At 69.6% G+C, this 24,241-nt stretch carries 21 protein-coding genes; 11 read left to right on the plus strand and 10 right to left on the minus strand.

Going from position 1 to position 24,241, the window contains the following annotated elements; translation table 11 throughout:
- Positions 1-61 precede the first annotated feature (61 nt).
- The 3 genes from B0I29_RS31060 to B0I29_RS45320 form a co-directional block, all read right to left on the minus strand.
- Positions 62-1,153 (minus strand): hypothetical protein, encoded by a 1,092-nt coding sequence (locus B0I29_RS31060; protein WP_220091449.1) that lies wholly within the window; start codon positions 1,151-1,153, stop codon positions 62-64.
- A gap of 156 nt (positions 1,154-1,309) precedes the next feature.
- Positions 1,310-1,852: a hypothetical protein gene (locus B0I29_RS31065; RefSeq protein ID WP_220091450.1), complete on the minus strand. Its 543-nt coding sequence runs from the start codon at positions 1,850-1,852 to the stop codon at positions 1,310-1,312.
- 259 nt (positions 1,853-2,111) lie between these two features.
- Positions 2,112-2,711, minus strand: coding sequence for a hypothetical protein (locus tag B0I29_RS45320; protein ID WP_146616934.1), 600 nt, complete (start codon positions 2,709-2,711; stop codon positions 2,112-2,114).
- 288 nt (positions 2,712-2,999) lie between these two features.
- Here B0I29_RS45320 and B0I29_RS31075 point away from each other — a divergent pair, with 288 nt between their 5' ends.
- Both B0I29_RS31075 and B0I29_RS31080 read left to right on the plus strand, forming a co-directional pair.
- Positions 3,000-3,737, plus strand: coding sequence for a nucleotidyltransferase domain-containing protein (locus B0I29_RS31075; RefSeq protein WP_181558057.1), 738 nt, complete (start codon positions 3,000-3,002; stop codon positions 3,735-3,737).
- Positions 3,738-3,773: 36 nt separating this feature from the next.
- Positions 3,774-4,097 carry a hypothetical protein gene (locus B0I29_RS31080; protein WP_146616935.1) on the plus strand — a complete coding sequence of 108 codons (324 nt, stop codon included), beginning with the start codon at positions 3,774-3,776 and terminating at the stop codon, positions 4,095-4,097.
- A gap of 55 nt (positions 4,098-4,152) precedes the next feature.
- Here B0I29_RS31080 and B0I29_RS31085 read toward each other — a convergent pair whose 3' ends face one another.
- Together B0I29_RS31085 and B0I29_RS31090 are read right to left on the minus strand one after the other, a co-directional pair.
- A complete protein-coding gene (locus tag B0I29_RS31085) occupies positions 4,153-5,601 on the minus strand; it encodes an MFS transporter (RefSeq protein WP_220091451.1) in 1,449 nt (482 codons plus the stop codon).
- Positions 5,602-5,760: 159 nt separating this feature from the next.
- Entirely contained in the window at positions 5,761-7,350 is a 1,590-nt protein-coding gene (locus tag B0I29_RS31090) for an MFS transporter (RefSeq protein WP_111652688.1), read from the minus strand.
- 192 nt (positions 7,351-7,542) lie between these two features.
- Between B0I29_RS31090 and B0I29_RS31095 the strand changes: the two genes are divergently transcribed.
- From B0I29_RS31095 to B0I29_RS31110, 4 genes are all read left to right on the plus strand, one after another.
- Entirely contained in the window at positions 7,543-9,336 is a 1,794-nt protein-coding gene (locus B0I29_RS31095) for a methylmalonyl-CoA mutase family protein (protein WP_111652689.1), read from the plus strand.
- Complete coding sequence (scpA, locus tag B0I29_RS31100; RefSeq protein ID WP_111652690.1) at positions 9,333-11,525, plus strand: methylmalonyl-CoA mutase; 2,193 nt, start codon at positions 9,333-9,335, stop codon at positions 11,523-11,525. The genes B0I29_RS31095 and scpA overlap by 4 nt, the downstream gene beginning before the upstream one ends.
- Entirely contained in the window at positions 11,525-12,520 is a 996-nt protein-coding gene (meaB, locus tag B0I29_RS31105) for a methylmalonyl Co-A mutase-associated GTPase MeaB (protein ID WP_111652691.1), read from the plus strand. The genes scpA and meaB overlap by 1 nt, the downstream gene beginning before the upstream one ends.
- Positions 12,521-12,625: 105 nt before the next feature.
- Positions 12,626-12,985, plus strand: a complete 360-nt coding sequence (locus B0I29_RS31110; RefSeq protein ID WP_111652692.1) for a VOC family protein — start codon at positions 12,626-12,628, stop codon at positions 12,983-12,985.
- On the opposite strand, the gene B0I29_RS31115 is transcribed toward B0I29_RS31110, so the two are convergent.
- Together B0I29_RS31115 and B0I29_RS47005 are read right to left on the minus strand one after the other, a co-directional pair.
- The gene (locus tag B0I29_RS31115; protein WP_111652693.1) at positions 12,982-13,602 is read right to left on the minus strand and encodes a DUF4937 domain-containing protein; all 621 of its coding nucleotides are present in this window, start codon (positions 13,600-13,602) and stop codon (positions 12,982-12,984) included. The two genes, B0I29_RS31110 and B0I29_RS31115, sit on opposite strands and share 4 nt — an antisense overlap.
- A gap of 25 nt (positions 13,603-13,627) precedes the next feature.
- Positions 13,628-14,638, minus strand: coding sequence for an ATP-binding protein (locus B0I29_RS47005; RefSeq protein WP_245972856.1), 1,011 nt, complete (start codon positions 14,636-14,638; stop codon positions 13,628-13,630).
- Between the two features lie 215 nt (positions 14,639-14,853).
- On the opposite strand from B0I29_RS47005, the gene B0I29_RS31125 reads away from it, so the two are divergent.
- The 3 genes from B0I29_RS31125 to B0I29_RS47740 are packed head-to-tail and all read left to right on the plus strand — an operon-like array spanning position 14,854 to position 17,167.
- Positions 14,854-15,993 carry an LLM class flavin-dependent oxidoreductase gene (locus B0I29_RS31125; RefSeq protein ID WP_111652694.1) on the plus strand — a complete coding sequence of 380 codons (1,140 nt, stop codon included), beginning with the start codon at positions 14,854-14,856 and terminating at the stop codon, positions 15,991-15,993.
- The gene (locus B0I29_RS31130) at positions 15,990-16,814 is read left to right on the plus strand and encodes a TIGR03619 family F420-dependent LLM class oxidoreductase (protein ID WP_111652695.1); all 825 of its coding nucleotides are present in this window, start codon (positions 15,990-15,992) and stop codon (positions 16,812-16,814) included. The genes B0I29_RS31125 and B0I29_RS31130 overlap by 4 nt, the downstream gene beginning before the upstream one ends.
- Positions 16,815-16,837: 23 nt before the next feature.
- A complete protein-coding gene (locus tag B0I29_RS47740) occupies positions 16,838-17,167 on the plus strand; it encodes a cold-shock protein (protein ID WP_111652696.1) in 330 nt (109 codons plus the stop codon).
- Positions 17,168-17,284: 117 nt separating this feature from the next.
- Here B0I29_RS47740 and B0I29_RS31140 read toward each other — a convergent pair whose 3' ends face one another.
- On the minus strand, positions 17,285-17,674 hold the full coding sequence (locus B0I29_RS31140; RefSeq protein ID WP_111652697.1) for an MmcQ/YjbR family DNA-binding protein: 390 nt from the start codon (positions 17,672-17,674) through the stop codon (positions 17,285-17,287).
- Between the two features lie 143 nt (positions 17,675-17,817).
- On the opposite strand from B0I29_RS31140, the gene B0I29_RS31145 reads away from it, so the two are divergent.
- The gene (locus B0I29_RS31145; RefSeq protein ID WP_221403187.1) at positions 17,818-20,916 is read left to right on the plus strand and encodes a diguanylate cyclase domain-containing protein; all 3,099 of its coding nucleotides are present in this window, start codon (positions 17,818-17,820) and stop codon (positions 20,914-20,916) included.
- Positions 20,917-20,958: 42 nt separating this feature from the next.
- Positions 20,959-21,693, plus strand: a complete 735-nt coding sequence (locus B0I29_RS31150; RefSeq protein WP_111652699.1) for a copper homeostasis protein CutC — start codon at positions 20,959-20,961, stop codon at positions 21,691-21,693.
- Here the strand turns inward: B0I29_RS31150 and B0I29_RS31155 are convergent.
- The gene (locus B0I29_RS31155; protein WP_111652700.1) at positions 21,690-22,460 is read right to left on the minus strand and encodes a protein phosphatase 2C domain-containing protein; all 771 of its coding nucleotides are present in this window, start codon (positions 22,458-22,460) and stop codon (positions 21,690-21,692) included. The two genes, B0I29_RS31150 and B0I29_RS31155, sit on opposite strands and share 4 nt — an antisense overlap.
- Positions 22,461-22,479: 19 nt before the next feature.
- Positions 22,480-24,129, minus strand: a complete 1,650-nt coding sequence (locus B0I29_RS31160; RefSeq protein ID WP_146616936.1) for a hypothetical protein — start codon at positions 24,127-24,129, stop codon at positions 22,480-22,482.
- Positions 24,130-24,241 lie beyond the last annotated feature (112 nt).

Here is a 24,241-nt window from a genome sequence, read left to right on the forward strand (position 1 = left end):
ACCTCGGCGTCCACAGACACACCGAACCACAGCGAAACCCGCTGAGGAAGTCACCGATCGCTCAGAGCAGGCGCCCGCTGTTCTGCGCGGCCCGAGCCCGCACCGCAGCGGAGAAGACATCGTCGTCGCCGCTCGGGTCCTCGGTGTACTGCGCGTACAGCAACCGGCAAGCGTGAATCCCGATCAGCAGATCCTCCAGCAGATCCCGGGCCGGTCGTGACGGATCCAGCGGCGTCAGCCGCACCGGCGGGTCCTCGGCATCGCCCGACAACTCGTCGTCGTCCTCATCGTCCCCGTCGTCGCCGCCGCTGTCGTCATAGGTCAGCGACCCGTCCGGCGGCGCCAACCCTTCAGCGATCAACATGGCTTCCGAGACAAGATCAACAACAATTTGGTACGGCGTACCCATGATCTCAAAAAGCTCAAGCACCAGCGTTGGCGTGCGGTAAGGCAGCGCCTCGATGTCGTCAGCGGACGCGACGACCAGCTCAGCCGGAATCCCGGACAGCTCGGCCGTGACATCGGCGGCGGCCTTGAGCCAGTGCGCCGCGGCGACGGCCGCGGCGGTCGGTTCGAGCTCCATGAACAGCTCGCGCCCACCCAGCGGATCCTTGTCGAGGATCGCGTCAGCGGCAGCGACCTGCGCCGGACTGGCATCCGCCCGGCTCAGCACGACGGCCTGAACGGCCCGGCCGGCGAGATTGCCCAGCTCAGCCTCTTCAACAGCCCGGATCTCGGCGGCGACGTCAGCCACCACGGCCTCGGTCAGCGGGCTGTCACCGATCTCGTGCAGAGCCCGCCCCAGCCGATGCCCGTACTCCTGCACCGGGTCGTACTCCACGGTCACATAACCCGCGTCATCCACCAGGTTGGGACTCTGAATCGCGGCCACAACGGTCGAGAACCCGTCCCGGGTCTGCTGCCGCCGCCAGCCCTCGGTGTTCACGTCCAGGCTGCCGGCCGCACTCGCCGGATGGGTGTAACAGCGCCACAGCGCCTCGGACAGATTCGACATCGCCGCTGCCAGATGCATCCGCTGGTTCGAGGCGGCCGGTCCCGGCAGCGCGGCAACAATCGCCGCGCGCAACCCGTTCCCCGTCGCCCACGTGCGGATCAGGGTGTTGTTCTCGTCGTCAACGGCGTAGCTGGTCACTTCTTACATTATGGCCCTGCCACCCACCCCGCGCGGCACGCCGCCGGCTTCCTTCCTTGGGTACGGAGTAAACAGGCTGCTCAGCAGGCCCAGGAGACCCGCCGATCACTCAATCGGGAGCAGGTCTGCCCCCTCCTCGCCCGATCTCACAGCCGGTCAGACTCTTGAGCGGATGAGACTCAGGCGATCTCGGCCAGCTGCTCTGGCCCGGTTCCGCAACTCGTCCGCGGAAACGCCGCCCAGCAATGATTCGATGTCCTCGTTCTGACTGCGCTCCTCCCCGCTGAGGAACTGCTGATCGGGAACGAGGCCTTCCAGATGAAAGGCAGCGTTGCGGGCCGCCATCGAACAATCCTCGACATTAGCCGGCGTGGGTTCAGCCAGTACGACGAGACCAGAATGAAGGACCAGCACCGAGCCCAGTCCATAAAGCGGCAGTCCGGTCAACTCATCTGCCATGGCCATCTCATGGGCTTCCTCGAGCCGGGCCATGCGCACCCAGACATCCTGCGAATCGACGGCACCAGGACGCCACAAGAACTCCAGGGCCTCAACATAGATCTCTGCATCACCTGGCCGGCCATCGAGCGCCGCCGCCCACGAGGCGATGTTGATGGCACGCTCCGCGCAGGCCGCGACGAAGACTGTGGCCCGCACGGACGATCCTTCAACGAACAACCTGTCCAGCATCATTTGCAACTACATATCCTCGAGCCGATCCAATAGAAGGATTGGGAGACCGTCATGCCCGCGCCGCAGTTGTGGACGAGGACCGGCTCGTTGCCGGCGAGCGTCGACTCGCCCGGGACCAGGTCGGCCGCGTCGAGCCATTCGCCGACCTTCTGAGGCCGGCCGCCCCGCTGAGGGGCTGGTGGTCGCCCGGCCCGGCCGTCCAGCGCCGCGGGCCACGAGACGCTGGTCAGGTCCCGGGAACGCCACCGGGGCGAATCAACTCGCATCAGAAGAATTCGATCACCTGGCGCATCCGCGTCGCATATCCGTCGCGGAGATGATTTGAAGAGCTCCTCAGGTGATCGATCGCATCATCATCCACTGCGCGGCCGAGGTCGGCGAGGTAACGAATATCCGCCATCTGCTGATCAGCCTCCCCATCGGAATACGGCTGATCGTAAGGCACGTTCAAATCATCCTCGAGATAACCGGCGACACTATAGGAACAGTGAAGCGCGTTGAAGCAGAAGCGTGCCGAATCTCCGTCAGAGAGTCCACCCAGGACCGCATTCAACGCAACCGTCATTACATTTACGGTCCATTCCTCATCCCCCACGAAGGGATCCTCATCGGCTTCATCAGGCAGCAGGGCGCGAAGCGCCGACAACACCGTGCCTGCGTTCCCGGAACCACGCCCCGCAGCCTGCTCGAGTCCGACCCGAACGGCTTCATCCACTACACGACGGGTTTCATCGAGGGTGTCGACTTCCAGATCAACATCGAGAACCACGCGTATCCGGTCAAGCGCAGCGGCCCCTGCCGCACCACGCTGAGCCGGGCTCAGCTGTTGAATGAGCGCCCGCATCGAGTCGTCATCGAATGACACCTGTCACCACCGATCCCACACGAATTGCGATCGTCCGGTCAGCCTTTTGCGGCTCGAATCGCCTTGGATCTTACCTCCGAAGATCGCGATATTCCTGGCTGGGCCGACCAGCCGAGCGGGCCCGACAGCATCACCGAATCTCATTCACCCGCGGCGGGGCTTCTTTTCTTCTTGGGAAGCTTCGGCTTCTTCGGGACCCCTCGAACGTTGGTGGCGAGATCGACGCAGTCCCAGACGCTGCCGCTGATACCGCCGACCCCAGGCGTTAGAAATCCGTGGTGGGCCGCCGTGGTGTTCTGGTACCTGTGTGCCGTGGACATCCTCGATCAGGTCCTCGCCCGCGCGGGCGACGATCCCGGCGTTCGTGGCGTGATCCTGACCGGTTCGCGAGCGCGGGGCACCGCGACCACGCGATCCGACTACGACGTGACGATCGTGGTGGCGACGCAGTCGCAGCCGTGGCAGCACAGCACCCGCACCGAGACGTTGGACGAGGTGGTCTGCACCGTCGATGCTCTCGCTGACACATCCGTGCACTGGCGGCGGTACTCCTATCGCGGTGCGACGGTGCTGCTGGACCGCTTGGACGGGGGCATCACCCATTTGGTCGAACGGCAGGCAACGCTCTCGGCCGAGGAGGCGGCCGTTCACGCACGAGCCACCTTGGACGCCTACATCAACCAGCTCTACCGCTGCGTCAAGAGCCGCCGGGACGGCGCCACCGATGCCGCGCTGCTCGACGAGGCGGAGAGTCTGCCCTGGCTGCTGGAGACGGTGTTCGCCCTGCACGGCAGACTTCGTCCCTACAACAAATACCTGCGGTGGGAGTTGGAGAACTTCCCGCTCCCCGGCCACTGGACCACAGCACTCATGCCGGACCGCATCCGGACCGCGTCGCTGCGCTTCTTCCCCGAGGTTGAAATCTTGGCGAGGCGCAACGGTCACGCCGAGGTGTTCGACGGCTGGGGAAGCGACATCGAGCTCATCCGCACCTTCGCCGAAGCCGCCGCGGCCGACCGCTCCTGACTTCTCTTTCCCTCCCCTTTCAGGCACCGTATGCCCGTGAGGGAGTACTCCGCAGCGGACATCACGGTCCTGGATTTCGACGAGTCGGTCCGGCGGTGGCCGGGCATGTACTTCGGATCCGATCCGCATCTGCCTACCAGCGTCCTGACCGCCGTCGTCATAGCGTCTCTCCACCCTGGCCCGAAAGTAGCGCCCACCGGCCCACTCCGTGATCTCGACGCACGACCTGGCACCGGCTCCACGCTGACGTACCACCTCGACCCGTCCTTCTTCACGCGGTCGCCCCTCAGCGCCCCCACCGCCGATCTCCACGCCGCAGGCTGCTGCGAGCTCCCCGGCCAGTTCCACCTCACATCCTGAATCGGACAGCCGCTGCCAACGACGCTTCCAGAACCGGCAGCACCGATCGGGCCGGTCATGTCGGGATCCGCGTCGCCGCCAGTTCCGACGCCTCAGCAACCGCCGGCCCCGACCGGCGACTCGCCCGCACCGGGATGAAGATCGCGATCACGAAGGCAGCCAGCGCCGTCACCCCCGCCACCCCGAACACGAGCAGGTAAGCGCTCAGCGCCGGCGCCCTCCCACCACCCGGAACCGCCATCGTCACCCCGGCCAGCACCGACGCCACCACCGCACTGCATACCGCCTGCCCGATCGACCGCATCAACGTGTTGATCCCGTTGGCCGCCGCGGTCTCCCGCACCGGCACCGACTGCATGATCAAGCTGGGCAGCGCCGAATACGCCAGCGCCGTCCCCGCCCCGACGAACAGCGTGCCGAGAACGATCGTCCACAGCGCCTGGCTGGTGACGATCCGGGTGGCATAGCCCGCAACCATCACCACACACGCCACCAGCAGCGTGAACCGCGGCCCCCGCCGGTTCGAGATCCGCCCGGACACCGGCGACAGCACGGCCATCGCGAGTCCACCGGGAATCAGACACAGACCGCTCACGATCAGCGAGGCCCCTTGCCCGTACCCGGTGGATCGTGGCTCTTGAACGAGCTGGGCAGTCGAGAGTGAGTTGGCGTAGAAAGCGAAACCCACCAGCAGGCTGGCCACGTTCGTGAACAGCACCGCCGGGCGAGCGGCGGTGCGCAGATCGACGAGGGGTTCGGCGGCGCGCAGCTCATACCAGCCCCAGAGCGGCGTCAGCACGACGGCGACGGCGACGAGCACCAGGGTGACAGGCGACGCCCATCCCCAGGCCGAGCCCTTCGACACGGCGGTGAGCAGGCTGACCAGGATCAGGGTGAGCCCGGCCGCGCCCACGACGTCGAAGCGGCCCGGCGAGCGCTGCGGCGACTCCGGCACGACCAGGCGAACCAGGATCAACAGAACAAAACTCAGCCCGCCGGACACCCAGAACATCGTGTGCCAGTCGGCGAAATGCACGACCGCCGCTGCCGCCGGGATACCGAACGCCGCGCCGACACCGAGCGTCGAACTCATGATGGCCGCCGACGAGATCACCCGTTCCGGCGGCAGTTCGTCGCGCAGGATGCTCATCCCCAGCGGCACCACCGCGAGCGCCGCGCCCTGGAGCGCCCGCCCGGTGATCAGCACGGCCAGATGCGAAGTCACCGCACAGAGCAACGACCCCACGATCAACAGAGCGAGGACCGACAGCAGAATCCGTCTTTTTCCATACATATCACCTGCTCGACCCAGCAGCGGCGTGAAGACAGCGCCGGTCAGCAGCGCGATCGTGACCAGCCAGCTCACATCGGTCGGCTCACTCTGCGTGAGCCTCGGCAGCGACGGCAGCAGCGGCACCACGATCGTCTGCATGATCGACACCACGACGCCGGAGGCCGCGAGCACGGCGAGAATCAGCCCTGGGCGGCGCGAGACAACCTTCAAGATCAAATTCCTTTGGTACGCGTTAACCGGCGCGCGTTTCGAAGCCCACCACGTGATGATCAGGCTGCTCCGCGCCGGCCGGATCCGTACCCCTGATGTGACGCAGGCGACGAAGCGGCGGAACCCGATCGGACCCCGCCGCCTCGTCGTGTCGCCTGGTCAGCCGCGGGTCGGCGGCTGGTCAACGGCCGGTTCAGCGACCGGATCAGTGGCCGCGGCGGGCAGGTCGAGGCTGGTCCGCAGGGTGACCTGCGGCAGCAGCACCGCGGCGATGACACCGACAACGCCGATGACGGCGGAAATCAGGAAGATGTGCCCGGTCGCGTCGCCGTACGCGGCCCGGACGATGTGCAGCACCGGGTCCGGCAGCGCGCTCAGGTTCAGGCTGCTGGTTCCGCCGCTGCTGGACGCCGGCACCCCGGCCGCCGCCAGATCGCTGGTGATCTGGTCGGTGACCCGGCGGGCCAGGACCGCGCCGAGCACCGCGATGCCGATCGTGCCGCCGAGCGATCGGAAGAACGCCACAGTCGCGCTGGCCGCGCCGATGTCCTTGAGCGCCACGGTGTTCTGCACGACCAGCACCAGGTTCTGCATCGACATGCCGACACCGGCGCCGACCAGGAACATGCCCGCGCCGACGTACCAGAGCGCGGTCTCGTGGTCGATGGTGCCGAGAATGCCGAACCCGGCGACCAGCACGATCGAGCCGGCCAGGATGTACGGCTTGATCCGGCCGGTCTTGGTGATCAGCCGGCCGCTGACGATCGAGGAGATCAGTACGCCGGCCATCATCGGGATGGTGAGCAGTCCCGCCTCGGTGGGGCTGTATCCGCGGCCGATCTGGAAGTACTGGCCGAGGAAGACGGCGCCGCCGAACATCGCCATGCCCACGGCGAGGCTGCCGAGGATGGCCAGCGCGGTGGTCCGCTGCCGCACGATGTTCAGCGGGATGACCGGCTCGGCGGCACGCGACTCGACCCAGACGGCGAGCGCGAGCAGCACGACTCCCCCGCCGACCATGGCGGCGCTCTGCCAGGAGATCCAGGCGAACGTGTCGTCAACGAAGGAGATCCAGACGAGCAGGACGCTGACTCCGGCCGCGATCAGCGTGGCGCCTACGTAATCGATCTTGACGTTGTCCCGGCGTACGGTCGGGAGGTTGAGGGTGAGCTGGAGCAGGACCAGCGCGATGAGCGCGACCGGTACGCCCACGAAGAAGCACCAGCGCCAGCCGAGCCATGACGTGTCCACGATGAGACCGCCGAGCAGCGGGCCGCCGACCGTGGCGAGGGCCATCACGCCGCCGAGGTACCCGTTGTAGCGGCCGCGTTCGCGCGGCGGGATCATCGCGGCGATCGCCACCTGGACCAGCGCCTGCAGGCCGCCCACGCCGAGGCCCTGGAAGGCGCGGGCGGCGATGAGCTGCCCGGCGCTCTGCGACAGCCCGGCCATGATGGATCCGGCCAGGAAGATCAGGATGCTGACCTGGATCAGCGTCTTCTTGTTGAACAGGTCGGACAGCTTGCCCCAGATCGGGGTGGTCGCGGTCGCGGTGAGCAGGGTCGCGGTGACGACCCAGGTGTACTGGGTCTGCGAGCCGTTCAGCGATCCGATGATCTTCGGGAGCGCGGTCGAGACGATCGTGCTGCTGAGCAGGGCGATGAAGAGCACCAGCAGCAGGCCGCTGAGCGCTTCGAGAATGCGCCGGTGGGACATCGGCTCGGTGCCGGTGGTGGTAGCTGCGCTCATCGCGCGGTTTCTCCCGGGGTGTGAATGGATGGTGCCGCCAAGCATTCAGCATCGGTGCACAGTGGGCAAGTTTGCGCAGCGAGAACCCCTCGGGTGGCACCGGGTTCGCCGGACTGTGACTTTTTCCTCGCGCTAATGTCCCGGGCTAAGGGTTGCCGGACGATGAGAGCTGACGAAAGGTGAAGCGTGTCGATGGACTTTCCCGCCGCCACCGCCGAGCAGTGGCGGGGCCTCGCCCTCGCGGCGCTGCGCAGGTCCGGTGGCGCGACCGAGGACACCACCCTGGAGCAGGTCGACGACCTGCTGGCCACTGCCACGTACGGCGGGCTGACGGTCGCGGCCCTGCACACCCCCGACACCGCGTCACCGCCGGAGATCGGCCTGCCCGGCCAGCAGCCATTCGTCCGGGGTGCCCGCGCCGCCGGTGCCGTGGCCGGTGGCTGGGACATCCGCCAGCGCTACGCCGAACCGGAGCCCGCAGAGCTCCGCGAGGCGGTCCTCGGCGACCTGGAGAACGGCACCACCTCAGTCTGGCTCGCCGTCGGCAGCGGCGCGCTGCCGACCGACGCCCTGCCGGACGCCCTCGAAGGGGTGTATCTGGACCTGGCCGCGGTGGTCCTCGACCCGGGTGACGCCTTCGTTCCGGCCTCCCGCGCGTGGTTCGACCTGCTCGCCGCCCGCGACGTCGAGCCGGGGAAGGCCTCCGGCGGTTTCGGCGCCGACCCCCTGGGCTGGCGCGCCCGTACGGGTGACACCGCCGGTCTCGCCGGCGCCCTGACCGACGCCGCCGCACTGGCCGGCCGATGTGTCGCCGACGCTCCCGGGCTGCGGGCGATCACCGTGGACGCGACGATCCACCACGACGCCGGCGGCTCCGAGGTGGAGGAAATCGGCTGCGCCGTCGCGGCCGGGGTCGCGTACCTGCGGGCGCTGACCGGCGCCGGCCTTTCGGTACGCGCGGCGCTGAGCCAGATCGAGTTCCGGTACGCGGCAACCGTCGACCAGTTCGCCACCATCGCGAAGCTGCGCGCCGCCCGGCGGCTGTGGGCCCGGGTCGCCGAGTTGTCCGAGGAAGCTGAGAGCGGCGGGCAGCATCAGCACGCGGTGACCTCGGCGGCGATGATGACCGCCCGCGACCCGTGGGTGAACCTGCTGCGCACCACGATCGCCTCCTTCGCCGCCGGGGTCGGCGGTGCGGACGCGGTCACGGTCCTGCCGTTCGACCAACGCCTCGGCCGGCCCGACGCGTTCTCCCGGCGGCTGGCCCGCAACACGCAGATCCTGCTCGTCGAGGAGGCGCACGTCGCCCGGGTCCTCGACCCGGCGGGCGGGTCCTGGTACGTGGAGAGTTACACCGAGCAGCTCGCGCAGGCCGCCTGGCAGTGGTTCACCGAGATCGAACGGGCCGGTGGCCTCGCCGCCGCACTCGACAGCGGCCTCGTCGCCGACCGGCTGGCCGCGGCCTGGGACGCACGGGCGGCCGATCTAGCCCACCGCCGTAACCCGATCACCGGGGTCAGCGAGTTCCCCAACCTGGGCGAGCAGCTCCCAGCGCGCCGGCCCGCTGCCACACCCGTCGGCGGCGGTCTGCCCCAGCACCGGTACGCGGAGGCGTACGAGCGGTTGCGCGACCGCAGTGACGCCTACCTGGCCGCGACCGGCAGCCGTCCGGTCGTGCACCTGGCGACGCTGGGTTCACCGGCGGCGCACGGCCCCCGGGTCACGTTCACCACCAACCTGTTCGCCGCCGGGGGCATCGCCGTCAGCACCGAACCCGGTTCGGCGGTGGCCTGCGTGTGCGGGCCCGACAAGGCGTACCCGGAGCAGGCCGGCCCGCTGGCCGAGCGGCTGCGGGCGGCCGGTGCGAGTCGTGTGCTGCTGGCCGGCCGCGGCGATTACCCGGGCGTCGACGGGTACGTTTTCGCCGGCGGTGACGCCGTCGCGTTGCTGACCACCACACTGGCTGACCTGGGAGTGCCGGAGTGATCCCCGATTTCTCCACCGCGAAACTGACCGCCGCCTCGCCGGCACCGGGCGCCGACAAGGCGTGGCATGCCGCGGTGCTCGCCGAGACCGGCCAGTCCGCCGAGGACCTGCTCTGGCACACCCCGGAGGGCATCGCGGTGCCGCCGCTGTTCACCGGCGCGGACCTGTCCGGCCTGGACTCCTTGAACTCCTATCCGGGTATCGCGCCGTATCTGCGCGGGCCGTACCCGACGATGTACGTGAACCAGCCGTGGACGATCCGGCAGTACGCGGGTTTCTCCACCGCTGAGGAGTCGAACGCGTTCTACCGGCGCAACCTGGCCGCCGGGCAGAAGGGCCTGTCGGTCGCGTTCGACCTGCCCACCCACCGTGGTTACGACTCCGACCACCCGCGGGTCACCGGCGACGTCGGCATGGCCGGGGTGGCGATCGACTCCATCTACGACATGCGGCAACTGTTCGACGGCATCCCGCTGGACAAGATGAGCGTGTCGATGACGATGAACGGCGCGGTGCTGCCGATCCTCGCCCTCTACATCGTCGCCGCCGAGGAACAGGGTGTCGCCCCGGAGCAGCTGTCCGGGACCATTCAGAACGACATCCTCAAAGAGTTCATGGTCCGCAACACCTACATCTACCCGCCCGAGCCGTCGATGCGGATCATCTCCGACATCTTCTCGTTCACCTCGCAGCGGATGCCCCGCTTCAACTCGATCTCCATCTCCGGCTATCACATCCAGGAAGCCGGAGCGACCGCCGACCTGGAGCTGGCGTACACCCTCGCTGACGGCGTGGAGTACCTGCGCGCAGGCCGCAAGGCCGGTCTCGACGTCGACGCGTTCGCCCCGAGGCTGTCGTTCTTCTGGGCCATCGGCATGAACTTCTTCATGGAGGTCGCGAAACTCCGCGCCGGCCGGCTGCTCTGGGCTCGGTTGGTCCGCGAGTTCGAGCCGAAAGACCCACGGTCGCTGAGCCTGCGCGCGCACTGTCAGACCTCCGGCTGGTCGCTGACCGCCCAGGACGTCTACAACAACGTCATGCGTACGTGTATCGAGGCGATGGCCGCGACACAGGGCCACACCCAGTCGCTGCACACCAACGCCCTCGACGAAGCCCTCGCGCTTCCCACGGACTTCTCGGCCCGGATCGCCCGCAACACCCAGCTGCTCATCCAGCAGGAGTCCGGCACCACCCGCGCCATCGACCCGTGGGGCGGCAGCGCCTACGTCGAACGCCTCACCCACGACCTCGCCGCCCGCGCCTGGGAACACATCACCGAAGTCGAAGCCGCCGGTGGCATGGCCCGCGCCATCGACGAAGGCATCCCCAAGATGCGCATCGAAGAGGCCGCCGCCCGCACCCAGGCCCGCATCGACTCCGGCCGCCAGCCCGTCATCGGCGTGAACAAGTACCGGCCGGCCGTCGACCAGCCGATCGACGTCCTGAAGGTCGACAACGCCGCCGTGCGCGCCAGCCAGGTCGAGAAACTGCGCCGGCTGCGCGCCGAACGCGACCAGGACGCCTGCACGTCCGCCCTCGAAGCCCTGACCAGGGCCGCCGCCGGCGAACCGGGAGCGAACCTGCTCGCCCTCGCCGTCGACGCGGCCCGCGCGAAAGCCACCGTCGGCGAGATCTCCGACGCTCTGGAGAAGGTCTACGGACGGCACACCGCCCGCATTCGTACGATCTCCGGGGTCTACCGGCAGGAAGCAGGCACGGTGACCAACATCGAACAGGCCCGGGCCGCAGCCGCCGCGTTCGCCGACGCCGAAGGCCGCCAGCCCCGCATCCTGGTCGCCAAAATGGGCCAGGACGGCCACGACCGAGGGCAGAAAGTGGTCGCGACGGCGTTCGCTGACCTCGGCTTCGACGTCGACGTGGGCCCGCTGTTCGCCACCCCGGCCGAGGTGGCCCGCCAGGCCATCGAAGCCGACGTGCACATCGTCGGCGTCAACTCCCTCGCCGCCGGACACCTCACCCTGATCCCGGCGTTGCGCGACGAGCTCACCGCCCAGGGCCGCCCGGACATCGTGATCATCGCCGGTGGCGTCATCCCGCCCCAGGACTACGACGCGCTGCGCGAAGCCGGCGCCGCCGCGATCTTCGCACCGGGCACGGTCCTCGCCGACGCCGCGATCGAACTGCTCGCCGACCTGGCCGACCGGCTCGGCCACCCCGCCGCGGCGTGATGGCCCGGCCTCCGGTCGACGTCGAGGAGATGGCGGCGGGTGTCCGCGCCGGCACGCCGGCCTGGGTGGCCCGCGCCATCACCCTGGTCGAATCCACCCGCCGCGACCACCAGGTGCTGGCCCAGCAGCTGCTGGCACTGCTCACCCCGGACGCCGGCCGGTCACACCGGATCGGGATCAGCGGTGTGCCCGGCGTCGGCAAGTCGACGTTCATCGACGCGCTCGGCAGCGACCTGACGGCTGCCGGTCATCGGGTTGCGGTGCTGGCCGTCGACCCGTCGTCGACGCGTACCCGAGGCAGCATCCTCGGCGACAAGACCCGGATGTCACGCCTCGCGGCGGACCCGGCCGCTTTCGTACGCCCGTCGCCCACCGCCGGCACCCTGGGCGGCGTCGCCAAGGCCACCCGCGAGGCCATCGTCGTCGTCGAGGCAGCCGGATACGACATCGTCATCGTGGAGACGGTCGGCGTCGGCCAGTCCGAGACGGCGGTGGCCGACATGGTCGACTCATTCCTCTTGCTGGCCCTGGCCCGCACCGGCGACCAGCTCCAGGGCATCAAGAAGGGCATCCTGGAACTCGCCGACGTCATCACCATCAACAAAGCCGACGGCCCGCACGCCACCGAGGCGAAGAGCGCGGCCCGTGAGCTGTCCGGCGCGTTACGCCTGCTGCGCGGCGGCGAGTCATCCTGGGTGACGCCGGTCCTGACCTGCAGCGCGGTCGAAGGCACCGGCGTGAAGGACGTCTGGTCCCAGCTGACCGCCCACCGCGAAAGCCTGGAGCCGGACAACGCCTTCGCCGCGAAGCGCCGCCGCCAGCAGGTCGGCTGGATGTGGGCGATGGCCCGCGAAACCATCCTGACCCGCTTCGACACCAACCCAGCGGTCCGCACCACCGGCAAATCCGTCGAGCAACACATCCTCGACGGCTCCCTCACCCCCGCCCAGGCCGTCGACCAGCTACTCACCGCCTTCGACACCGACGACGCCTAGTTCGGTGCTACACCCCATGCTCGGGAGACGCCTTGGGCGAGGCGTCGATGAGTTTGGTGAGGCCGTGCGGTCTACCTCACGAAACCACTACCCGGGAGAAGCCTCATGACCTCGATCCAGCCCATCGCCGGTACGCCCGACCTGCCCCGGCTCCGCGCCTTCTACGAGACGGTGCTCGGTGCTACGCAGACCTTCCGCGTACCCGAGGACGGCCCTGAGTTCTATGTCGAGCTGCGGATCGGCGCGACCACTCTCGGGCTCGTGCACGAGGCTGACACCACGATCGGCGCGCCGGTGCGGATCATTCTCAGCGCCGACGTCGACGATGTCGACGCGCTGCTCCCCGCTGTCGAGGCGGCCGGTGGCACGGTGCCGGGACAACCCCACGACATGCCGTGGGGGCAGCGCGTCGCGCACGTTCTCGACCCCGACGGCAACATGCTCAACCTGACCAAATGGCTCTAGATCTCGGGCACCGGCCGGCCACTGACGGTCCAGGCCGGCTCCAGGGTGATCACGTCGCCGGTGATGCCGGCGAGGTCGGTGGTCAGCGCCGCTCGATCGCGCAGAGCGCCGAAGTGTTCGTCGAGGTAGTGCTGGTGGTTGGCGGGTGTTCGCCACGCTGACAGGACCAGGAACTCGGTGTCGCCGCTCTGCGCGACCACACCGCCGCACATGCCGGACACCGCGGTCATGCCCGGATTCCAAACCTCTATCTGCGTACGCACGAAGTGGTCTTGACGGCCTGGGCGCACCTGGCAGTGGGCAAGTCGCACCAGGGCGACCGCCGTCAGGTCGGCGGGGAAGCCGCCGCCGATGTCGAGCCGGTGGTCGAAGACGCGGGCGCGCACCTGGTCAAACGTGCCGGACTGGGTGGCCGCGATGCGGTCGTGGTCGCGTTCCATGAATGCCCGGTAGCGGTCGGGGTCGCTCCAGAATCCGAAGATCTGCGCGGTGCCGGTGCCCCAGCCGCCGGCCTGGCCCCGAAATCCTGGAACGCCCTGAAGCTCGGCCCAGGCCTGCTGGCCCTGATCGAAAGCCGCCCTGTCCGATGCCCAGCAGGTGATCCATTTGACGAGCATGGATCGACCATATCCAGTGCCGTCCTCACGACCCGAGCGCGTGGCTGAGCCGCAGGCGGGTGCCGGTGCCGTCGGTGGTGATGTCCAGGCTGGTGCAGGCCTGGTCGATGAGTTCGAGGCCGGTCGGGTGACGCTGCCGGTTTCGGGACCGCGGCGGGTCGGTGGCGCCGCTGCTGGACCGCAGGGTGGTGCCGATGCCGGGGCCGTGGTCGCTCACCTCGCACCAGAGCCGGCCGCCGCGCTGCCACAGCAGCAACTGGCCACGTCCGCCGCCGTGGTGGACGACGTTGATCATCGCCTCGTGCACCGCCAGCACCAATCGGTGAGCGTCCTGACCGGCCAGGCCGTGCACGATGCCGATGGTGTGAATCCGCCGGCGCAACCCGGGCAGCGCGCCGCCGTCGAACCAGCGGACCAGCGGTAACGCGGCGGTCCAGTCACGTACGAGGTCCGCCGGACCGGCGGCGGTCATGGCGGCCTGGCCCATCCGGGCTCGGGCGAACGCTCCGCTCCAGTCCAGGCCGTGCCGTTCCAGGGTGAGCAGTTCGGCGGCCGCGCCGGTGAACGCCGCCGCGACGTCCTGGTCAGCGGCGGGCAACTCCCCCGGGGTGCGCCGGTACAGGTCGACGGCGCCGTCGTACCGAACCCCGCCGGCGTGCAGCGGCAGCGCGAACACCGCTCGCGCGCCCGCGTCCAGGGCGGCGGGGGTGAACCGCGGCCACCGTGCCCGCCACGACGGGTCGTTCAGATCGGCGGCATGAACCGGCTGGCGGGTCGCGGTGGCGTCGCGGCACGGACCGTCGCCGAGCGTTTCCTGCGCGGATTCGAGCCGCGCGCTGGCCCGGTCACTGCTGAACCGGGTCAGCAGAGTCGCGTTGCCGGGCTGAGAGGCGAGGAGCGGGCCTGCTGTCAGCGGGCCCGCCGAGACGCCGATCCCGGTGATGCCCGGCATCAACGCGGTGCCCGCCCGGCACAACTCGACCAGGTCCGGGCCGTAGGCGCCGATCAGATCCCAAACGACGCTCGGCTGTTTCATCGGTGGTGCTCCCTGGACCGGCATCACGAAGAAGCTGAATGCGCCACCAGGGACCGGAGCAGCGAAAACGCTGTGATGTCGACTATAGGCCGTTTCCGCACGCTTGAGCGGTTCGCTCCCGCACCCTTCCGGGTACGCCGGTATCACCTCTTCACCTATCGGCGATGACGAGTATCCTCGGGCGAGCCGGATCTGCTCGTCCCCGAGGAGAGCGCGTGAAATTCCAGGTCCTAGACATCCTGCCGAACCTGACGAACCCGGTGACCGGCCGCGAGGTCCGGCCCGACGAGCGGTTCTCCCAGGCCCTGACCTCGGCCCGGTACGCCGAGGAGTTCGGTTTCGACGCTGTCGCCATCGGCGAGCGGCACGCCGGAGCGTTCCTGTCCAGCGGCGTCGGTGTGCTGCTCGGCGCGGTCGCCGCCACCACCAGCCGGGTCCGGATCATGACCGGGGTCTCGGTCCTGTCGATCCACGATCCGCTGCGGGTCGCCGAGGATTACGCCACGGTCGATCAGCTCTCCCGCGGCCGCCTCGAACTGGTGATCGGCAAGGGCAACGAGCTGCGCCAACTGCCGATGTTCGGCATCACCAACGGCGACCAGTGGGACGCCCTAGCCGAGAAGTACGAGCTGCTGCGCCGGCTGTGGCGCGAGGAGAACGTCACCTGGCAGGGCCGTTTCCGGGACCCGCTGACCGAGGTCACCAGCCTGCCCCGGCCGTACGCCGGCGCCCCACGCGTCTGGCACGGCTCGGCGACCACACGGACCTCGGCGGAGCTCGCCGCGACCTGGGGTGACCCGCTCTTCTCGGCCAACGCGATCCAGCCCCGCGACAACTACACCGTTCTCATCGACCACTACCGGCAGCAGTACGCCGGACACGGTCACGATCCGCGCTTGGCGTACGTCGGCGCGGGCGCCGGATTCCTGTTCCTCGCCGACACCACCCAGCAGGCCCGGGAGGCGTTCGGCCCGACCTACGAGAAGATCGTCGCGTACTTCAACCAGCCCGGGAACCACACACCCGGCAACGCGATGACCTTCGCGACCATCGACGACGCCATCGCCCACGGGCCGGTCCTGGTCGGCTCGCCGCAGCAGATCGCCGAGAAGATCCTCTGGTTCCACGAGGCGTACGGCCACGACCTGCAGTCGTTCAGCCTGCCCACGATGATCCCGCACGAGCAGCAGCTGGCGATGCTCGAAAGACTCGCCGCCGAGGTGCTCCCGGTCGTCCGCAAAGCCGCGCCGACCACCCTGTGGAGCGACCAGGACCCGTACGGCGGCCGCCCGGCCGCCCACGGCCGCACCACCCCGGACGCGGCCGCCGAGATCGAGAAGGCCAGGACCCGATGAAGTTCGGTCTGTACGGCCTGCACCGCGACCGCAACGTGGCGCCCGACGTCCTGGCCCGGCGGGCAGCGCTGGCCGAGCAGTCCGGTTTCGAGTCGCTCTGGGTCGGCGACCACATCGCGCTGCCGCCCGGTGAGGGCAACCCGCCCCGCCTGGAGGCGTTGATCGCCCTGACCTACCTGGCCGCCGTGACCAGCCGGATCCGCCTCGGCGTCGGGCTGATCGTGCTCCCGCAACGCCAGCCGGTGCTGCTCGCCAAACAGCTCACCTCCCTGGACGTGCTGTCCGGCGGCCGGCTGACCGTCGCCGTCGGCGCGGGCTACGTCGAACCGGAACTGCACGCCATGGGCGTCGCACTGTCCGAACGCGGTGCCCGGACCGACGAATACCTGGCGGCGATGCACGCCCTGTGGACCGCCGAGCCCGCGTTCACCGGCCGGTTCGCCTCCTACGCCGGTGTCGTGCAGCATCCGTCGCCGGTCCAGTCACCGCACCCGCCGATCCTGGTCGGCGGCCACTCCCGCGCGGCCTACCGCAGAGCGGCCCGGACCGCGAACGGCTGGTACGGGTGGGGCCTGGACCCCGACGAGACCGCACAGGCGCAGCGCACCCTGGCCGAGGCCACCCGCACCGAGCAGCGACCGGCCGCGCTCGGCGAACTGGAGATCACCCTGACACCGACCGGCCTCCCCGACCTCGACACCGCCCGCCGATATGCCGACACGGGCGTCGACCGGCTCATCATCGAGCTGGAGGGCGTCCCCGACGACCGCGTCGACGACCTGATCACCACGATCGGCGAAACCCTGATCGGCCGGCTCTGACGGTTTCCGTACAGACTGTGCTCATGACGAGCGAGGGAACGGTACGAGCCTTCAACGCCGACGAGGGCTGGGGCATCATCGATGGTCCCGACGTGCCGGGCGGCTGCTGGGTGTCCTTCTCCGCCATCGTCATGGACGGTTATCGCGAGCTGACGCCGGGACAGCGGGTCAGCTTCCGAGCGGAGCCCGCCGACCAGGACGGCTTCGCCTATCGGGCGCTGAAGGTCTGGGCAGGCAGCACCGAACCAGCCGACGAGGCAGCCACCGAGAACAGGTCGGTCGCCTACCGCAGCACGCTGACATTGACCTTCGATCCGCCTCGCCCGGATGGCCCGGCAAGCGCGCAGACGTAGGCATCGCCCGGGTCGTACACCTCGAAATCGCGCCACACCCGTCGTGGGTGTGGCCACACCCGCAACGGGTGTGGCACACAAGTCGCACACATGCCCCGGGCCGGGCACGGCCCCACCTCAGGAGGCTGCGGAGCGGGCGTCGAGCGCGGCGATCCGGCGTGGACCGGCCGTGCGGCGGTAACTGGCGCCGAGCAGCTCGGCGATCTCCTGCCAGTCGCTGTCCTCGGTCAGGTCCACGCCCACCCAGCCGGAAACGCCGAGGTACGCCGGCACGAAACACCGCTCGTCGCCCAGCAGTGCCTCCCGTTCGTCCGGGTCGGGCAGCACCATGACCGACTGCTCGTGCTGGCGATAGACGCCGTCGACCTTCACCGACCCGCCGTAATAGGCGAAGACCTTGGTGGTGAAGAACGCCGGACGCCCGTGCGAAACCTTCTCGGCCGCGTCGGGGAGGGCCAGCGCGAGCACGCGTACCCGGCCCAGGAGCGGATCTGCCTCATCGAACATCCTCGGATGCGCCACACCCCATGCTATGCGCAACTCCGCGCTCATTCCCGGCCCATCCGCGCCGATAGGACCACTACAGGGACGGCACAGCAGCAAACGGCGTTGCGGGATCGATGGGATGAGCCGTGAACATTCGCTCACGGGTGAGACGCACCCTCGGTTTCGCTGCTCTGTATCTGGCCGCCACCTATGCCGGCCGGCTCACCGTCATGGACGACACCAACCTGAGCCTGGTGTGGCCGGCCGCGGGCGTCTCGGCGGTGTGGTTCCTGGCCCAGTGGTCGTCGCCGTGGCGGATCCTCGACGTCATCGCGCTCAGCGCGGTGACCGTGTTCGTGAACGTGGCGACCGGCGCGCCCCTCGTGCTCGCCGAATGGTTCGTGGTGGCGAACCTGGCGCAGGCCTGGCTGTTCGTCTACCTGTTCCGCCGATGGCTGCCGCATCTCTGGGGCGGCGGCGGTGACCGTCCGCTGGCCCGGCTCAGTGACCTGTGGCCCCTCGCGGCGGCGGCGTTTCTGAGCACGGCCTGCGGTGCGCTGATCGGGCCGACCGGGGTCTGGGTGATCAACGGCGACTACTCCTGGCCGGCGACGGCGGTCTGGCTCACCCGCAACACCGTCAGCATCCTGCTGATCGGCGCCACCGGCCTGCGCCTGGGCCATCTGGTACGCGTACGCCTGCCCCAGCTGTCCCGCGCGGACCTGCACGCGGCCTGGTCGACGGTGAGCGCCCCGCGCCGGCTGGAGTACGTGGCCGTGCTGGTCCTGTCGGCCGGCGCCTACTTCGCCGTGTTCGGGGTGAACACGTCCCTGCCGCTGGCGTTCACGGTGATCGCGATGACCGTCTGGGCGGGTTCGCGGCTGCACACCGCCTTCGTGGTGGTGCACGATCTGCTGTTCGGCTCGGTCGCCGTGCTGTTCACCCTCAACGGGTACGGCGTGTTCGCCCAGATCGAGTCGCATGCCGCCCGGGCCCTGGTCGCGCAGGTGTTCGTCGGCATGATCGCCGTGGTGGGCCTGGCCCTGGCGCTGGGCCGCGACGAACGGATCGCCCTGGTCAGCGACCTGCTTACCGCACAGCAGGCCGCGATCGGCCAGGCCAAGCTGATGAACACCATCGTCGACTCGCTGAGCGAAGGGCTCACCGTGGTCGACGAACAGGGTCGCCTGCTGCTGCGCAACCCCGCCGTGCGTCACCTGCTGGGCGGGATGACCAGCGCCTCCGGTGAGGTGGCGCAGCCGGACTACTACGGGCTGTTCCATCCGGACGGCTCGCCGGTGCACCCCGACGAGATGCCGCACCGGCTCGCCCTGACCGGGCGCGAGATCCGCGGCATCGACATCCTGGTCCGCAACCCCGGTGTGCCGGACGGCCGTATCCTCAGCGTCAGCTCCCGGACCCTGCCCGTCGACAAGGACGGCGCCCGCCGCGCGGTGACCGTCTTCCACGACGTCACCGCCGAGCGCCGCCATCGCGGGGAGCTGGCCTCGTTCGCCGGGGTGGTCGCCCACGACCTGCTCAACCCGCTGAGCACGGTCGAGGGCTGGACCGAGGCCCTGGCGGACACGTTCGCCGAATCCGATCATCCCGACGCCGCCGAGGCCCGCGACGGGCTGGCCCGCATCGACCGGGCCGCGGTCCGGATGCGGAACCTGATCAGGGACCTGCTGGCGTACACCACCGCCCGTGACGCCACCGTGGCCTTCGCGCCGATCAACCTGCGCGAGATCGCGGAGGACATCGCCACCGGCCGCATCGACCAGGCCGAGAGCACCGGCAAACCCGCGCCGATCTTTGCGATCGACGAACTGCATCAGGTGTACGCCGATGCGGTCCTGCTCCGGCAGCTGCTCGACAACCTGATCAGCAATGCCGTGAAGTACACCGCGCCCGGTGTCACCCCGGCGCTGCGCATCCACACCGAGCTCGCCGACGGCATGGTCACGGTGATCATCGACGACAACGGCATCGGGATCCCGGCGGGTCAGCACGGCCGGATCTTCGACAACTTCCACCGGGCGCACCCCGGCGCCGCGTACACGGGAACGGGTTTGGGTCTCGGCATCTGCAAACGCATCGTGGAGCGGCACGGCGGCACCATCGCCGCGGCCGACAATCCGAGCGGTGCGGGATCGCGGTTCACGTTCACCCTGCCGGCGGATGCGCGCAAGGCGCCGGTGGCCGGTTCCGACGAGCGTCCGCCGGCCGCCGATGCCGAACCGCGGGCGGAAGCGACACCGCGGCCCGAACCCGCGGCGGACGCCGGTACGGCCGCACCGCTGCCACCCGCCGCGGCTTTCGAGCACGCCGCCCTGCTGGTCCTGGAGTACCTGCACGAGCAGATCCCCCTGGCTTTCTGGTCGGTCACCCGGGTGGAGAACGGCAGGCAGACCTACCTGTACCTCGACGCCGACAACGGGTACGGGCTACGGCAGGGCCAGAGCCATGCCTGGGAAGACAGCTTCTGCGTGCACATGGCCGCCGGAAGCGCGCCGGCGGTCGCCCGCGACGCCCAGGCCGTCCCGCTGTACGCGAATGCCGGTGTCAACAGCACCTTGGAGATCGGCACCTACGCGGGCGCCGCCATCACCGAGCCGGATGGTTCGCTGTTCGGCGCGATCTGCGGGCTCGATCCGCGTACCCACACCGGTGACCTGCGGATGGCGCACGCGGAGCCGCTGCTCGCCCTGCTGGGCCGGTTGCTCACCGGCGCGCTGGCGTCGGACCGCGCGCAGAACCGGTCCACCAACGCGCTGTTGCGCGAGCAGCTCAGCGCCGACACCGACGTGCTGACCGGGCTGCCGAACCGGCGCGCCTGGGAGCGCGGGATCGCCGAGTGGCAGGCCCACTACCAGCGGCTCGCCGACCCGACCGTGATCGTGATGATCGACCTCGACCGGTTGAAGACGATCAACGACACCCTCGGTCACGCGGCCGGCGACACCTACCTGCAGGCCGCGGCCGGCGCCGCGCGAAGCGTCATCCGCGACACCGACCTGATCGCCCGCCTCGGCGGTGACGAGTTCGGCCTGCTGCTGGCCCACTGCGACCGGGCCAGCGCCGACGCCGTCACCACCCGGCTGCATCTCGAACTCGCGGCCGCCGGCGTGACCGCCTCCATCGGCTGGGCCTCGGTCACCCCCGAGCAGGGCTTCACCGCGGCGCTGGAGGAGGCCGACGCGGCCATGTATGCCGCGAAACAGCAGCGGCGCACCGACCCCTCCCCCGCCTCGGCCGGATGAGATACTGCGGTTGATCTTTCCCCGTGACGCCAGGAGCCTCCGCTGAAGCCGAACGACGTCGCTTTCGAGCTCGCGGTCCAGGACACGCACGGTCTGTCGGTCGCCGCCAAGCTCGCGGTGGACCGGATCGAGCTGTGTGTCGCGCTGCCGCTCGGCGGGCTCACACCCTCGCTCGCCTTCATCGAGGCCGCCGTGTCCACCGCCGGCATCCCGCCCGTGCACGTGCTGGTGCGTCCCCGGCCGGGCGGTTTCGACCACACCCCGGACGAGACCGACCTGATCGTGCGCGACGTCCGGCATGCCGTGTCGGCCGGTGCGTCCGGCGTCGTCGTCGGTGGCGTTCGCGCCGGTCAGGTCGACGCCGACCTGGTCAAGCGGGTCATTGACGCCGCCTGCGGCGCCGACGTCACCTTCCATCGCGCGTTCGACACGCTCAGCGACCCGCCGGCGGCTCTCGACGTTCTCGCCCATTTGGGGGTACGCCGAGTGCTCACCTCAGCCGGGGCCGACTCCGTGGCCGACGCCCTGCCGGCGCTGGCGTCCCTGGTCGAGGCCGCCGCCGGCCGCATCGAGATCATGGCGGGTGGTGGCGTGCGTCCCGAGGTCGTCGCCGACCTGGTCCGTGCCGGCGTCCCGGCCGTGCACGCGTCGGCGAAACGCACCGTCGCGGACAACGTCGGCGTGGGCCTGGGCACCGCCGCCCCGGCCGGCGGCTCCGGCCGGGAGACCACCGACGAGGCGCAGGTCGCCGGCATCCTGGCAGCCCTGCGTCCCTAGCCGTTTATCTCCAGGTAGACGGCAGTGGCGTCGTCGTGACGCTTCAGCGGACGGCCGTTGGGCTGTTCGCTGAACTCCGGAAGAGCCTTCTCGGCCGCCCGTACCCGGGCGATGACACTCAGCGGACCGCTCGTCGACAGCTCGTCGAGAAGGTCACGCCACGAGCCCAGCTCGAACCGTTCGACGTACCGGGACACGCCGTCGGTCATCACCGCGGCGCGGCTCACCTCGCTCGCGGGCAGGCTGCCGGCGAGGGCGTTGAGGGCGGCCTCCGGGCACGTCGAGGCGATCCAGAATCCGTCCGGTTGATTGCGGCTGGCGCGGACACCCTGCACGGAGTAGTCGCGCAGCTGGTTGACCCGCTCGTCGACGATCGGAGTGACCTCGCCGCGCACCTCGAGGATGAGGGGGGAGTCACCGAGCACCAGGTAGTCGACGACATCGGCCCGGTGCCTCAGCAGGCTCACGGTGGCCGACGGACTGTCCGGATTGTCGACGTCGCACGACGGTCCGTGACATCGGCGCAGCGCCCGGATGGCCTCGGCGAGGCCGTCGCCGAGCGAACAGTCCGGCTCGTTCATCAACACGGTGGTGGTCAGCGCCGCGAGCCGCCGGGTGACCCACGAAACCCCGTGACGGCAGCCGCTGTCGACTCCCCGGCGTGGCGTGGCCCCGTCGAGGACCAGCACCCAGTCGGCGGACGCGACCACGAAATCCTCGTTCTCCCGTGGGCCGGGTTGGGCACTGGAAACAAAGGTGTACTGCATGTCGAACCACCGTCCGAAATTAGAGTCGTCTGGCCCGTGACAGAACGCCGAACTCAGTCATCTGGTCACCCCGCTCGAGACTATGTGCGATGTCGGTGATGACCTGGAAGCGTGCCCGTTCGTAGGCGAGCAGATCGTTCGTGGCACTGTGCCGGCTGACCAGGTCCGCGGTGGTGTCGAACAGTGTGGTCGCCCGCGCGCTGAGCGCGGCGGCCGCCCGGCCGGGCCGGACCGTGGTGGTGTGCAGCAGCGCCGAGCCGAGGGCGAGCGCCTCGGCCAGCCGGACGGTCGCGCGCAGCTCGGCCGAGATGCCGTCGGCACCGGCTCGCCGGATCTGCTCGACGGCCGTCTGCGAGTGCCGCACCCCGTCGGCCGCCATCTGCCTGGCCCGGTCCAGGTCGAAGGTGCGGTGCGACCGGAGGACCTCACTGAGGGCACGCCGGCGCCACGCCGCCTGCCCGATCGCGAGGAGGCCCGCCGTGAGGGGATCGGTGCCCGCGGACGGCGCGAAGCTGTTCAACGCGTGGGCGGATTCGGCGTACCGACGGCGGGCCGAGTAGGCGACCGAGAGGTTCAGGGCCGCCTCCGCCAGCACCCGGACGGGCGCACCACGGGCTGTCGCGATGTCGAACCAGTTCGAACCCATCGACTGCAGTGCGGGGTGGTCGGCGGCCGCCCTGGTCACCACCGCTGCTGCCCGGCCGCACCACTCGGCGTCCAGCTCGTCGGGGAGGGTCGGCTCCAGCCACGCGACGAGCAGCGCGAGATCCGGGTCGGTCACGCCGCGCAGCCCCTGCTGTTCCAGGCTGACGATGGCCGACCGCGCGGCCTCCACCGGCGAGTCGAGTCCGACGATGTCACTGACGAACCGGCTCGGCACGACGAGCGACGTCAGTGATCCGGTGTTCCGTGCGGCCGTCTCGCGTACCCCCGCCAGCAGATCCCACAGCGCGATGCTCATCCTCGCCTCGGCGCGGGCCAGCCGGACCTGATTGACCGGCCGGTCCGGTCGCCCCAGCGCGACACCCAGACGCGACCGGGCGTTGCGGAACTCCCACCAGTCGAGGTCGAGCCAGAGCTCGTCGCGGATCTCGGGCACTGAGCCGCAGGTGCGGCGGGCCGACCGCAGCGCGTTGAGCACCAGCGCGAACCTGTCCGCCTCGTCCAGCCGGGTGGTGGCGTGCCGGAACCAGGCCGCCTTCGTCGCCGCCGGCTCCACCGCGGGCACCACCGGTTCCGGGCCGGGCTCGGGCGTCCAGACGGCGGCGAGCTTCGCGAGCGCCTTGCTCCGGCAGTGCCGGACGCCGTTGACCCCGAGCAGGTGCGGATCGCTGGTCCGGGGCCGGCCGGTACTCGCCGCCGGCGCGGGCAGCAGCGTTGCCATGCTCGGGCCCGTCTCGTGGGTCGCGGGCATCCGCAGAAGGTGCAGGCCGTAACTCAGCGACACAACGGTGCGTTCGAGGGGCGTCAGATCGAACGCGCGGTCGACCTGGCCGAGAAGCAGCTGCCGTGTCTGCCCCAGCGGCCGGCGAATCCCGGTCTCCGGATCGACGACATGACCGGCCAGCGCCGCGGGGACCGCCTTGGTGCTCGCCGAGCACGTCCCGTCCAGAGTCGACCGGAAGGCATTGAGCAGCCGGTGCACGTCATCGGCCGATGGCTGGCTCACCTCATCCACGCTATCAAGATCATTCCGCATCGACCCTTCTCCATGTTAGATTGCCGATGTCCGCGGTCGGAGCTATTCATGATCTTGTATCTGACGACGTGGGGCGAGGAAT

It is taken from the genome of Actinoplanes lutulentus, from assembly GCF_003259845.1.
GTDB classification, from domain to species: Bacteria; Actinomycetota; Actinomycetes; order Mycobacteriales; family Micromonosporaceae; genus Actinoplanes; species Actinoplanes lutulentus.